Origin of the sequence: Spirabiliibacterium mucosae, assembly GCF_014884965.1 — a bacterium.
In the GTDB taxonomy this organism is placed as follows: Bacteria; Pseudomonadota; Gammaproteobacteria; order Enterobacterales; family Pasteurellaceae; genus Spirabiliibacterium; species Spirabiliibacterium mucosae.
In genome coordinates, this window is the sequence record NZ_JABTBO010000035.1 from 1 (window position 1) to 14,639 (window position 14,639).

Annotated in this window: 4 protein-coding genes and 1 pseudogene; 1 reads left to right on the forward strand and 4 read right to left on the reverse strand. The window is 47.7% G+C overall.

Features of this window, described 5'->3' with window-relative positions; translation table 11 throughout:
* Positions 1–160: 160 nt before the first annotated feature.
* The 4 genes and pseudogenes from HPC37_RS10160 to HPC37_RS11320 all read right to left on the reverse strand — a co-directional run.
* On the reverse strand, positions 161–910 hold the full coding sequence (locus tag HPC37_RS10160; RefSeq protein ID WP_208123006.1) for an OmpA family protein: 750 nt from the start codon (positions 908–910) through the stop codon (positions 161–163).
* Positions 911–963: 53 nt separating this feature from the next.
* A complete protein-coding gene (locus HPC37_RS10165) occupies positions 964–12,909 on the reverse strand; it encodes a YadA-like family protein (RefSeq protein WP_345790040.1) in 11,946 nt (3,981 codons plus the stop codon).
* The gene (locus HPC37_RS11025; RefSeq protein WP_235961752.1) at positions 12,906–13,268 is read right to left on the reverse strand and encodes a hypothetical protein; all 363 of its coding nucleotides are present in this window, start codon (positions 13,266–13,268) and stop codon (positions 12,906–12,908) included. The genes HPC37_RS10165 and HPC37_RS11025 overlap by 4 nt, the downstream gene beginning before the upstream one ends.
* A gap of 601 nt (positions 13,269–13,869) precedes the next feature.
* A pseudogene (locus HPC37_RS11320) lies at positions 13,870–13,971 on the reverse strand (ESPR domain-containing protein); the annotation flags it as partial.
* Positions 13,972–14,361: 390 nt separating this feature from the next.
* On the opposite strand from HPC37_RS11320, the gene HPC37_RS10170 reads away from it, so the two are divergent.
* Positions 14,362–14,604 (forward strand): hypothetical protein, encoded by a 243-nt coding sequence (locus tag HPC37_RS10170; RefSeq protein ID WP_208123008.1) that lies wholly within the window; start codon positions 14,362–14,364, stop codon positions 14,602–14,604.
* The last annotated feature ends 35 nt before the right edge of the window (positions 14,605–14,639 follow it).

Here is a 14,639-nt window from a genome sequence, read left to right on the forward strand (position 1 = left end):
GGTCGCTAACAGCGAAAAACGATGTTGGTGACGGAGTGCCAAGAGAGAAAAAGCCGCCCGCCGTAGACGGAAAGATAGCGATGACGGAGTTATCAAAACAAAAGTGCGGTCACAAAAAAACCGCACTTTAAAGTGCGGTTTTTATCATGTGAATGCTCACTTACTGCTTCGCAGAAATCACCACACGGCGATTTGGGCGCAGGCAGTCTTTTAGGGCTTGGCCTGATTCGCCATCACACGCCACCACCTGATCTGCTTTACCAAAACCATGGGTTGAAATATTCTGTGCTGGGAAGCCGAGGTTCGCCATGTAAGCTTTCACCGCGTCGGCACGACGTTGAGAAAGCTTCAAGTTATAGCTGTCTGAACCTAAGCGGTCGGTGTAACCGTCCACGGTCACCGCGGTGATGTTTTGTGATTTCAAGCCTTCGACTACGGTTTCAATCACTTTTTTGCCTTTTGGTGTTAACTTAGCCGAATCAAAATCGAACAAGAAGTCGCCGTTCAATTCGTATTGATTGTTACAGCCATTTGGATGCCAGAAGAACGATTGCGCGTTCATGTCGGTGTCAAACAGCACTTTGAACTGGCAGATTTTGTGTACACCGTTTTGGCGGTAGTTAAACACATAATCCCACTCGCGCACGCCGAATAAGCCTTCTTGGTAGTGCGGACGGCCAATCAAATAGTACAATTGATCTTTATTCATGCCCGCTTCAATTTGGCGCACGTTGTCCCAGTTTGGCCAGGTGCCGTATTGGCTGCCGGAGAAATTCACACTCGCATCTTCCACTTTCGGCCATTTTGGCTCGTCGGTGGTGCCGTTCTTTTTCACATCGCTTAAGTTGCCGCAGGCAGCCACAACACTGGCGGCCAACAATGGCAATGCCCATTTTGCTACATTTTTCATAACTGTTCCTTATCAAAAACGACCGCACTTTGTGCAAAGTGCGGTCAAGGTGATTACCATTGATAGCCCACGCCAACGCTGCCGCTGGTGTCGCCTTTCGAGTTTGTCGCACCGTTGAGTTTGATCACAACGTGACCGCTGTCAGAGATGCGAGAAACACCGACCGCGATAGCATTTTGGCCGCGGTGTGTGCCCGCGCCCACTGCCACCATAGAGTGGCCTGGCAAGTAGGCTTGTGGCAAGCCCGCGGCGGCCATGGCAGAGGCGGTGCCGGCGCTGGCGTGTTTGTCCACATCGTTGATGCGTTTGTTCAACGGTGCCACCGCTTGGTTGGCAATCGCTTTCACATCACCAATGTTGGCGGCGTTGTTGTCTTTCGGATTACGATAAGACTTGCCACTGATACCGCTGGCGATGTTTTTCACTTGGTTGCCGCCCATGTCGACATTCGCGCCGCGCTCAACTTTCAAGTTGCCGCCTTGTTTCACGGTGACATCTTTGGCTTCAACACTGTTGATGCCTTTGAGGTCTTTCGCGAGTTTCACGGTCAGCTTGGCGTTTTTGCCGTCTTGGCTGGCCACCACACCGATGTTGCCATCAGTCAGCTCGCCTTTCGCGCCGCCCACCACTTTGGTGGTTTGGTTGAGTTTGACAGCCGCTTTGCCTTGGTCGCCTTCGTATTTCACGCCGTCGTTCAAGGTCGCCACTTCTTCCACCTTGCCGTCAGGTTTGGTGTAAACCACGCGTGTTTTGCTCGCGCCGTCTTTGCCGTCGTTGCCATCCAAGCCAGGGGCACCATCTTTCACGCCGATAACCGCGTTAGGATTTTTGCCGTCTTGGCCAGCCGGGCCTGTCAAGCCGATTGTGCCGTTGGCACCATCGATTGCCACGCCAGTTTTGCCGTCTTTGCCGTTCACGCCCAGTTTGCCGTCTTTGCCTGGTTTGCCGTCAGCACCTGGGCCACCGATGTTGACATCGTTGCCAAGGGCAAGGTCGACTTTAACATTGCCGTCTTCTTTGTTGAACTCATGAGAAACTTTGATTGAGCCATCGGCACTACCAAATTTAACAGTCTTATCATTTTTAACTGGTGAAATATCACCTTCATCAGTCTTATTGTAAGTGTTAATGTTCCAGCCCATGTCTGAAACCTTGGCATTCAATTGTTTCACATTAACGGCATCGCTATCAGCCTTACCTTCAGCTACGTTGGTGATGACTTTACTACCTGCATTGATGCCGTCTTTGCCGACAGAAACCACTTTCTTCGGATCTTTTTCCGTTGGTTTGCCGTCTTTATCGACTGGGCCGAAGGTCACTTTATCAAGGCCTTTCAACTCTTTGGCGAGTTTCACAGTCAATTTCGCGTTGTCGCCGTCTTGTTCAGCCACCACGCCGATATTGCCGTCAGCCAGTTTGTCAGCGTCTTTCACGCCGCCCACAATGTTGGTGACTTTGTTGAGCTTAACATTCGCTTCACCTGTATCACCTTTGTAGGCAATGCCGTCATCCATGGTGGCCACTTGTTTAGGTTTGCCCACTGGGTTGCCGTCTTTGTCTTTCGGTTGATACGTGATGCGGGTGCCGTCTTTGCCGTCTTTGCCATCATCACCTTTGCCACCCAAGAAGGCATCGCCTTTCGAGGTGGTGATGTCGGCATTGGCGCCGTCTTTGCCCGCCACGCCGATTGAGCCGTCTTTGCCGTTGAGGGCAATGCCAGGTGCGCCGTCTTTGCCGTCAACACCAATCTTGCCGTCTTTACCGCCAACCACAATCGAGCCACCGTCGGCACCGTTAATGGCTACGGCAGTTTTGCCGTCTTTGCCATTCACGCCGATAGAGCCGTCTTTACCGTCTTTGCCGCCAACGGACAGTTCATGGCCAAGGCTGATTTCAAGGGCTTGATGGTCTTTTGATTTTGGATCATTAGGGTCCGCTTTCATATCAACCACTTTTGTGATTACGCCACCATTGCCGACCACTTCCACGGTGGTGCCAAGATTTTGTTTAATCTCTTTACCATCTTGGCCTTTCAAACCAAAGCCGCCGCCGTTAGCTGCGTCGGTTACATTGCTGACCGCATTTTTCAGGTCACCAATATTGGCCGCGTTGTTCAGGGTGTCGCCTGTAGCATCAGAGAGTTTGATCGGTTTATTCGGATCGTCACCCTTCAAGCCACTTTCAACGCCAGTGATTTGGCCTTTGCCGTTGTTGATGGTGATGGTGTTGCCATCAGCATTTTTGCTGGTGATTGCACCGGTTGCACCGTCCACTTTCACGCCTGGCGCTTTGCTGTCCTTGCTTGTTGGGTCTTTACCAAATACCGCACTTTCAAGGTCGGTCAGTTTTTTCGCCATGCGGATAACCAAGTTTTCACCGTCATTTTCCACATAGTTGTTGGCAGCTGTGGTGGTGTCCTTGAAGGTTTTGCCATCTTCAGGCGCAAATCCACCTTTGATGGTCATCACAGTGTTCAGTTTTTTCTTGATAACGTCTTTCTCGGTGTTGTTACCTTGGAACATCAAGCCGTCGTTCAAGTTGGCCACTTCTTGCGGCTCGCCTTTCTTGTCGGTGTAAACGATGCGGGTTTCGGTTTTACCGTCCGCGCCGTCAACACCGTCTTTGCCGATGCCGTCAAGGCCAGGTTTGCCTGCTTGCACTTTGATGGTGGTGGTGGCCACGGCTGGTTTGCCATCTTCACCGTTCACGCCAGCAGGGCCTGTTAAGCCGATAGAACCTTTCGCACCATCAATGGCCACGCCAGTTTTACCGTCTTTACCATTTACCCCAAGTTTGCCGTCTTTGCCATCAGCACCATCTTTGCCAGCACCACCAATGTCAACTTTATTGCCTAAGCTAATTTGCAGCGCTTTGGTACCTTCAGGCTGTTTGGCATCAACCGGCACAATCGCTGTTTCAATGCCATTTTCACCTTTCACTTTGATGGTTGTGCCAAGGTCTTGTTTAACATCTTTACCATCATCAGCGCTTAAGCCAAAGCCTTTGCTGGTTACGGTGCTGACCGCATTGTCAGTAGCATTTTTCAGGTCTTTCACGTTCACAGCTTTATTCGGGCTAGCTTCAGCCGCATCAGCCAACTGCGTAGCATAATCCTTACCGCTGGCAGCGTCATCGATCGCGCTCTTCACGCCGTCAAGGGTTTGCGGATCTTTCGCACCGTCTTTGTTCACCAAAGTAGTGCCCGCTGGAGTGCTTTCTTTGGCGTCAGCTTTCGGCAAGCCTGTGGCTGGGTCGATTTGGTCTGGCTTATAGAACTTATCACCCACTTTCACAAGCGGCTCGCCTTTTTCATCAGTGTATGCCACTGGCAAGCCTGTCACGTCAACGTGATAGGTGTGTTTACCACCAACAGTAGTCACTGAAGACACTTTCGTGTTCACGCCGTCCACCACTTGCACAGTGTCGCCGAGTTTCACGGTGGCTTCTGTGTTGGCGTTGGTTTGCAGCTTCCAGCCTGTGTTGGTCAAGTTGGTAGTGGCATTTTTCAAGTCACCAATATTAGCGGCGTTGTTGGCGTTTTTATCATCGTTGATATCACCACCACTCTTCACATTGGTGATTTGGTTGCCACCGTTGTTTAAGCCGTCTTTGGTCAAAGATACTGGTTTTTTATCTTTGTTTTCATCTTTGCTGGTGTCAGGCGTAATAGTCACACCGTTGCCGTTTTGAACAGTTTTGTTGCCGTCCGCATCGGTGGTGGTCACACTGGTCAAGCCAGTCAAATCTTTCGCCAGTTTGATGGTTAACTTAGCATCGCCATCTTTTTGTTCAGCCACAACACCGATGTTGTTATCAGAAAGTTTATCCGCTTCTGTAACGCCACCGACAACAGTTGTAGTCTTGTTCAGTTTGATAGCGGCTTTGCCAACGTCACCAACGTATTTCAAGCCATCGTCCATGGTGGCAACTTCGTGCTTACCATCTTTGTCTTCATATACGATGCGGGTCATATGAGTGCCATCAGCACCATTTACGCCAGGTTGACCATTTTCAAGGGTAATATCAGCCTTAGGCGTAACACCGTCATCACCTGCTTTACCAGTCAGGCCGATGGAGCCGTCTTTACCATTAATGGCGACGCCTGGTTTGCCGTCCACACCATCTTTGCCAGCTTTGCCATCTTTACCACCCACAACGACTTTATCCAAGTCTTCTAAGTTTTTGGCGAGTTTCACCACCAAGTTGCCCTTCTCGTCGACATCCACGCGGGTGTTTTTCGCGGTAGCTTTATCATCATCAAGATCGGTCATGCCGCCTTTAATGGTCACGGTGTCGTTGAGTTTCTTGTCAACAGTCTTGTCGCCGTTGCCTTTGAACTTCAAGCCATCGTTAAGGGTAGCAACTTGCTCTTTCTCACCGTTTGGTTTTTCGTAAACGATGCGAGTTTTGCTTTCGCCGTCTTTGCCATCATTGCCGTTAAGGCCTTTCGCGCCTTTTTCAACTTTAATGCTGGCTTGTCCGTCTTTGCCGTCCACGCCGTTTTTACCGTTCACACCGTCCACGCCATTGAACACAATCGCGTCTTTGGTGATGGTGGTGCCGTCTTTGCCGTCTTCACCTTTCACACCAATGCTGCCCGGATTGCCGTCTTTACCGCCAACTTTCACATCGCCGTTCAACGCCACTTCAAGCACTTTGGCGCCGCCTTCATCTGCGGTTACGGTCACGCCGTCTTTACCCTTGATTTGGATTTGTTTACCCAAATCTTGTTTAACCGCTTTGCCGTTATCATCGGTCAAGCCAAAGCCACCGTTTTCAGCGCCTTTGATGTCGTTAACCGCATTTTGCAAATCGCCGATATTGGCCGCGTTTTTCAGCGTATCACCTGTGGCTGTGGAGAGTTTAGAACCACCTAAACCACTGGCCACATTGCCAATCTTATCACCGCCCACATCCAAGCCGTTGTCTGTGGTGGTGAGTTTGGTTTCGTTGCTGCCATCTTTCAAGTTGATGGATTTAAATTCAACCTCGTCTTTAGTGGAGATGCTGATTTTCTTATCGGTTTGGGTCAACTTAATGTTTTTGCCCGCATCGATTTCAACTTTGTCTTTGGCTTTTACGGCGACTTCTTTACCGCCTTCAACGTCACCATTAGATTTAGTGGCTTCAAGTTTCCAACCTTGTTGTAGCGTTTCGATGTTAGTGGTGTTAGTGGCCACTTTATCGTTCACACCTTTAACCGCACTTTCAGTCGCTGCACGGTTAGCGTTTTCGCCCTCACCATATTTTTCAGACGAAGTATCGCGCGCCTCAAGGCCGGTGATTTTGCCTTTCTCAATCTTCGTGCCTTCGCTGCCACCGACGGTGATGTTGCCGTTAGTGCCGTCAATCTTAGTTGCTTTATCACCAGCACCTACTGTTACGCTGTCAAGATCAGTTAAGTCTTTCGCCATTTTAACAATCAAGTCTGTGCCGTCGTTTTCAACGTACATATTGGCGCCAGATACGGAAGTACCGTCGTTTTCACCTTTGATGGTCATCACGGTGTTCAGTTTTTTCTTGATAACCGCTTTATCGGTGTTGTTACCTTGGAACATCAAGCCGTCGTTCAAGTTGGCCACTTCTTCTGGTTTACCCTCTTTGTTGGTGTAAACAATGCGGGTTTCGGTTTTGCCATTCGCGCCGTCAACACCGTCTTTGCCGATGCCGTCAAGGCCAGGTTTGCCAGGGGCAACGGTGATGGTGGATTTGCCATCTTTACCACTCAGGCCGATAGAGCCGTCTTTACCATTAATTGCCACACCTGGTTTGCCGTCAACACCATCTTTGCCAGCTTTGCCGTCAGCTCCGCCGACCACGATAGTGCCACCGTCTTTACCGTCGATAGCCACACCTGGTTTGCCGTCTTGACCTGCCACACCGATTTTACCTGGTTTGCCGTCTTTGCCATCTTTACCAATGGTGACTTCATTACCCAAACCAATTTCAAATTTTTGGTCTTGGCCAGCATCGCCTGTGCGGGTCACAGTCACGCCGTCGGCGCCTTTAAAGTTGACATCTTTACCTGATGCCACGCCAACTTTATTGGTAGCTTCGCCATCGGATACGGTGAAGCCATAAGCGCTGTCTGTAATGGCTTTTTCTAACTGATCTTTATTAACCGCATCAGTGCCTGCCTTACCTGGGGCAACATTTTTAATGACTTTATTGCCCGCATCTACGCCGTTGGTTTTGGTGATGCTCGGGCCACCAGTGATCGTTACACCGTCTTTATTCACTAAAGTGTCGCCCATTGTGACGCTGCCGCCGTCAGTTAAGTCGATATTTTTCGCAAGTTTAACTGCCAAGCCACCAGCGCCATCAGACACAACACCGATGTTTTTATTGCTCAAATCATCATGATCTGCGCCACCAGTAACAGAAACGGCTTCACCCAATTCACGCTTAAACGTGTTCTTCACTTGTGCGCCGTCAGTGTCGTAGTCACCTTCAAAGTTTAGCCCTTTTTCAACGGCTTCTTTCACTGGTTTCAACTGGCTCACATTCACCGCATCGGTGTCTTTTTCACCAGGCGCAACATTAACAATCTTGTTATTGCCATTGTCTAGGCCATTGTTGCTGAGTGTTACATCGTTTTTGTCGCCACCGATAAAGCTGGTTTCTGTTGGTGTACGAACTGCAATTTTTTCACCTGTGCTGTCAGTTGACGTAATAGCACTGCCTGTGATTTCTGTTGTTGAACCATCTTTTGCTTCAAATTGAGCGCTGGTCAATTTAGATAACTCTTTAGCCAATTTAACAGTTAGCGTATCAGTGCCATTTGACACTACGCCAATATTGTTATCAGAAAGCTTATCTTTATCAGTTTGACCACCTACAACTTTGGTTTCTTCACCTAGTTTACGGTTGAATATATTCTTGGTATCGCTAGCGACATCACCAGAGAAATCCAAGCCTTTATTTAACGCCTCGGTATTTTTAGCGATATTGGTCACATTCGTGTTAACTTTATCATCTACCGCTTTAACCGCACCTTCAGTTGCTGCGCGACCTTCATTGCCATTCACACCATAGTCTGACGATGCAGGAGTGCGCGCTTCAAGGCCCGTGATTTTTTCTTTCTCAATCTTCGTGCCATTATCGCCACCCACGGTGACAGTGCCGTTAGTGCCATCAACAGTCACTTTGTTGTCAGCAGTGCCAAGGGCAACTTTATCGGCAAGTTTCACCACATATTCTGCACCGCCTTCAGCGTTAGCGTCTTTGGATTTTTCAACAGACACATTAGCATCACCAGCTTTAACCGAAGTCGGTTTGCCTTTCGCACCTTTCACAGCTTCATCAAGTTGTGATTTATTCACCGCGTCAGTGCCTTCAGTACCTTTCGCAACATTGGTGATTTTGTTACCGCCGTTGTTTAAGCCACCGTCAGTTAAAGAAACGGTTTTTTCACCTTCAGTGATGGTCACACCGTCTTTGTTAATAACGGTTTTATCTGTGCCTGTACCAAAGGTTGCGCTGGTGAATTCAACCACATCTTTGGTTGCTACAGTGATTTTGCGTGTAGCTTGAGTGAGTTTGATATTTTTACCAGCATCAATTTCTACCAATTCTTCGGCTTCCACTGGTGTTTCAGCATCGCCTGAAACTTCACCTTCTGATTTAGTAGCTTTCAGTTTCCAACCATTTTTCAGTTTAGAAATATCGCCAGTGTTAGTGGTAACTTTATCATCTACCGCTTTAACCGCACCTTCAGTTGCTGCACGGGTGGCGTTGGCGCCTGTACCGTAATCAGTGATATTGGTATCACCTGGTTTACGATCATCCAAGCCCATCACTTTGCCAGCTTCCACAGTCGTTTTACCTGTAGTCACTTTCGGTGTGGTTACGCCTTTGTTGTTAACAACTGTGTCGCCTGTGGTGACAGAGCCATCAGTACCAAGGTCAAGGGTTTTCGCCAGCTCAATCTTCAACTCTTCGCCTTCAGTTTTGGTGGTGATGTTTTTATCCGCACCCACCACTTTGATGGTTTGGTTGAGTTTTTTCTTAACCGCGTCGCCAGATTCACCTTCTAAGCCGAAGGTGGCCGCATCAACTTTTACCTTAGCGTCTTTGCCATCTTTAATGCCGTTTTTACTATCTTGTGACAAATCCACTTTCACGGTGCGCTCTGAAACTTCGGTAGTCACCGCCTCAGAGCCAGCCACGATGTCAAAGCGCTTGTTGTCTTTGTCCACTGTAATGCCAGCTGCTTTACCCGCTTTATCCGCACCCACGGTGAAGTCGCCAAGTTTGCCGTCAGCCAGTTCTTTCACATCGTGCAATTGGCCACCGTTCACAGCGTCTTTGGAGCCTTTTGCAATTTGGCCGTCAGTTACATTGGTGATTTTCTTATCACCAGCGTTGATGCCGTCTTTCTTCACAGAAGGGCCGCCAGTGATGGTTAAGCCACCGTTTTCGATTTTAGTATCACCTGTGGTGACAGAGCCATCAGCGCCGAGGTTAACATCTTTTTTCAGGCTAACTTTCACGCCTTTATCAGCCTCTGTGCTGGTGGTGATATTGGTGCCATCACCGTTCACAGCAATGGTTTGGTCTAAGTCTTTTTTAACTTCACCATTATCGTCAGCGGTTAAACCAAATTTGCCCACATTCGGTGTTGCGCCTTTAATGGCTTTTTCCAAGTACTCAACGTTAACAGCGTCTTTGCCGTTAGGTTTTTCATTCATCTTCAGGTTAGTAATCGGCTTGTCGCCCATATCAATACCAGTGCTACTGATAGTCGGGCCGTTTTCGATTGCCACACTGCTTAACTTGGTGAGGTTTTTCGCCAATTTCACGGTGATAGAACCATCTGCAGCGCCCACGGTGCCGATGTTGTTTTCGGTCAACTCGGTTGCAGTTGCGCCACCTTTCACGCCCAAGATTTGGTCTGGGTTGCGTTTTACGGTTACGTCAGTGTTGTCACCTTGATATTGGCTGTTGGTGGCGTGAATAGCCTTGTACACATCGCCACCGTTGACAATATTTTTATTGCCCTCAGTGATGTAAGTGTCACCTTGTGCATTTTCAACAGTACCGCTTTCAAATGAAGGGGTTTTGCTAGTGGCAACTTTCACTTTGCCGTTGTCATTAGTGATTTTAATATTATCACCGTTGACAAAGTTCAAAGTGTTGTCATCTTTTTTAACTGTTTTGACTTCAGTACCATTAGCTTGCGCAATCCAAGATTGAAGTGCGCTGTCGGCATTGCTTAATGATGTCTTAGCTGCTTCAGACAAATCAACGGTGTAAGCCAGCACACCTTGAGCATTTTCTTCGCCACCTGTCACGCTCACTTTATCAGAGCCGTTTGTCACAGTGGTTTTCGTTGCGCTGACGGTGTATTTCATATGGCCGTCTGATTGTTCTTTGCCGCTTACAATAGCTTGTTTTTCACCAACCACTTCGGTTTTCGCGGCTTTAGCCGCTTTTTGCAAGTCGCCAACGTTAGCAGCATTATTAAGTGCATCACCCTCTACTTCAGAGAGTTTTTTGCCATCAGGAATACCGCTCTTCACATTAGTGATACCATGGTTACCCGCATCAATGCCATCTTTGTTGATTATGATTGCTGTTTGATCGCCACTAGACACTTTCGGTGAAACTTTCAAACCGTCACCATTTAAGGTCACTTCATCACCTGCTTTGTTTTCCATCTTGACCTGACCGCCTTCGCCAAGATTGATTTCTTTGGCGAGTTTGACGAGCAATTGAGAACCACTGGCTTCTACACCGATATTTTTATCAGTAAGTTTTGACGGATCGGCATTGCCTTTCACATTCAAAGTTTCGCCCAGTTTGATGGCATTAGTGCTGTCTTTATCACCTGTGTAGGTAATGCCTTTTTCTTTGAGCGTTTTATCCGCGTCAACACCTTTTTTAATGTCTTCTTTGGTGTTTGAAGTCAAATCAATCTCAACATTACGGCCTTTGACAGAAGTTTCAATCGCGCCGTCAGCTTTGCCGATGATGTCAACACGGTTGTTGCCATCGTCACCATTTAAAGTGATGCCTTCAGCAGTATTCGTTTTACCTGCGCCGACGGTGTAAGTCGGCACGGTGACTTGCGGCTGCGTTGTTGGGCCTGAGATGGTGTAGGTTTTGCTATCAGCATCAAAATCAACTTTGATGTCGCCCTTGCCGTCAAATTTCACAGTGTCGCCAAATTTGACGAGTTTAGAAGCGTTCTGAGGTTTGCCGTCAGTAGTAACCGTACCGTTGCTAAATGTAATGCCGCCTTGATCAAAAATATTCCAAAGTTGGCTACCGTTGATGGCGTCGGTTGATGTTTTATTAATCGCACCAGCAGCCACGTTGATGATTTGGCGTTCTTTACCTGCATCACCCACAGAAACAACGCCTTTTTCCGCACTGCCAACACCCGCAAAGCCGTTATAAGTCACGTTGTTCACAGTCGCCGAATTTTCAGCCGTTGCCGCGCGGTCTGTAGACAAATTACCCAAAATCACGCTGTTGTCTTGGGTTGCTGTTACATTGTTGCCAAGCACAAAGGTGTTATTTTTAGCGATAGTGTTGTCATTACCAAACGCGAATGACCCTGTGCCTGAGATAGTGTTCGGGTCACCAAATGCGCCGGAGTTGTTGCCAGTGACGGTGTTGCCGCGGCCAACAGAGATGCTGTCGTTGCCTGAAACGGTGGACGCAGTACCAATCGCGATGGCGTTTTTGCCAGACGCGCTCGTGGCCACTGCATTTTGATCATCGTCTTTTTTCTTGCCTTTCGCACCAATTGCGATAGCGGCTTCAGCTGTGGCTTCGGCTTCGCTACCTACAGCAACAGCTTGTTCCCCCGTAGCGTTAGCTTTATAGGCAGCTGCTAACGATTTTTCAGCCGTTGCTGTAGCCTTACGACCTACTGCCGTTGCTTGGTCAGCGCTAGCTTTGGCACTTGCACCAATAGCTGTTGTATCATCGGCATTGATTAAAGTATCAGGTCCATACGAGTTAGCATATGCACCAATGGCGGTGTTTTTTAAGCCCGTCATATTCTGACCAGCAGAATAACCAACACCAGTGCTTAAATCAGTCGGTCTTGTCTTAGCATTTCCACGCATTTGCATAGCTTGACCACCGATTGACACGTTGCTACTACCTACAATGCCTTCGCTTGACTGCCAACCCATTGCCACGTTCATGTCACCCGTTGCGCCATTAAGTGTACCTGGTCCAATACCCACGTTAAGACCGATTAGGGCTGGTGCACCAATATTAGCAACATCTTGTAATGGCGCACCATTACGTTGTTGATATTTTTCTGGACGTGTGTAGTTTTTACCTTTGTGGCCGTTTGCAATGCTTTGTAATCCTTTACCTGCACCACTACCAATTAACACGTTACCACTGGAGCCAGCTTTCAAATCTTGACCAGCACTCTCGCCAATAAATACGTTTTGATTAGTCCCTTCATTTTTTTGGGTGAAACGGTCAACCACATTTGGTGTATCCCCAGTAGTTAAGCCAGCAAAACCAAATTCATTTGGTGCGCGGCCTGCACTTGCACCTGCATTTAAGCCTAATGCAACGTTGCGAGCACCCGCTAGACCTGGGATTTTTTCACCTGTATCAGTGACACCACCGCCGCCACTATTACTTTTGTTGTCATTAATGCCATTGTTATAGCTTAAGTTGCTGATACCCCCAGCATTAGTCCCCATAAATACGTTGTCTTCACCTACGGAGCGAGCACCCGCTGCTCGACCAATATTGACGTTGGTCACATTCCAGTTGCCATCTGTAGCTTCTGCTCCTGCGTATTCACCGATGGAAATAATTCGACCACCTGCAGCCTCTGCGCCAGTGCCCATTGCAATATTATTTGCTTTACCAATACGATAACGATATTCCTCACGTTCATGATATCGGATCTCGTCTAATGTTTTACCAGTGGTAAATGCTGGTACACCTGGAGGCGCTACATTAATATCGGCAAGTCCAGCGATAGTATTTTCACCCAAGGCAATAGAGCCTGCGGTCACGGCTTTTGCATTAGTGCCTTGTGCAATAGATGAGTTTGCTTGTGCTGTTGCATTAGTGCCTTGTGCAATAGATGAGTTTGCTTGTGCTGTTGCATTTGTCCCCTGAGCAATCGCATCCTTCTCTTGCGCTTTAGCTTGATAACCAACAGCTGTACCTCGCGTAGCACCTTCAATGACGCGTGCATTGCTACCCAGAGCAGTTGCATATTGCGCTTGTGCACGTGTACCGATACCAACAGCAGTGCCGTAAGTTGCACCTTGAATAACTTCTGATGGATTTGCGGCATCATCACTTTCATATTTTGCGCCAGCAATTGCCCCAGAACCCACTGCAACACCATACTCACCGACAGTGGCATAACGTCCAATAGCAACAGAACCACTAGCTATTCCAGTTTTGCTTTTTAATACATTTGCCTTTTGCCCAATAGCAACACCACCAAAACTTTTTGCATCATCCCCAATAGCAATAGTTGTTGCATCTGTTGTTCGTTCTGAATGAGCATTTTTACCTATTGCTACAGCATCTGTTGAACTTTTAGCTTGATAACCAATTGCGATTGCATTATTTCCTGAATAATGTTCCATTAATTGAACAGGTCTTCCATCCTGAACAGTCCATCCTTTTGGTACGTCAATATCAATTGTTTTAGCGCTAGAACCGATCAATACAGCGTATTTCGCCGCCTTTGCCAGCGTATTTGTCCCAATTGCAATGGTGTCTTCAGCATCAGCACCATTACCACCATTCGTTGATGTAACTTGAGCATTTGAGCCAAGAGCAATAGAATTAACACCTTGTGCCACAGCTTTTTTATCGTTATTGTTGGTGACGCCTTGATCGTTACTATTTGAAACCGAAATAGCCGCAAAAGCGGTGTTAACTGAAAGTGCGGTCAGGATGGTGGCGAAAACGGCGGAAATTTTGAATAAGGTCGGGGAGCTTTGTGGGGAGTGGCTGCGCTGGGTGCTTGATTTCACGCCGTTGGAGCGGGCCAGTTCAGACACGGCAACAAAGGTGCCAGTGGCATGATTATAAATACATTTGAAGATCTTATTCATAAAAATTTCCTTGTGTTCGAGATGGGGCGGCGCGCGCGCAAAACTGGGGCGCAACTACGCCAAAATAGTTAATCGGCGTAATTAAAACACAATTCCAAATGCCCTGCCAGCGCTTTGTGTACACAACTTGACATCAAAAAAAAAAAAAACAATTTGTGACAAAACTTGACATTGGCGATTTTTTGCGATTTTTTAATCAGTTAAACCGCACTTTGCTTTCTCCCCCGCGCGCCTTCGCACATTTTAGGCGCGAAATATTTTACTTTTTGTTGACTTAGATCATTTTTCACCCACCCGTCAGCCTTATGTTGTGGAAAAGTGCGGTTTTTTAAGCAGAAATAATCACTTAGTGTTATTAGTTGTATTTTGATTACCTTTTTTGGTGATTTTTTGAGCGGTTTTTGGGGTGGGGTTTGGTTATCGTTTTTTATTTTCCTTGTTTTCTTTCATGACTCCGTCATGGCTATCGTTTTTATTCGTTTTGAGCTGGCGCTCGGCGCGCACTTTCATAACTCCGTTATCTCTATCGCAGTTCCGCCTGCGGCGGGCGGCTTTTTCTCTCTCACGACTCCGTCACCAACATCGTTTTTCGCTGTTAGCGACCTACTTTCTTTGCTTGCCCAAAGAAAGTAGGCAAAGAAACGGCAATGGCCCCTGTCCATAAGATA

What these genes read in the sequence shown, in the direction of transcription:
- HPC37_RS10160 (WP_208123006.1), bottom strand. Translation starts at nt 910, where the DNA reads ATGAAAAATGTAGCAAAATGGGCATTGCCATTGTTGGCCGCCAGTGTT.
- HPC37_RS11025 (WP_235961752.1), bottom strand. Translation starts at nt 13,268, where the DNA reads ATGCCACTGTCGGTGAGTATGGTGTTGCAGTGGGTTCTGGGGCAATTG.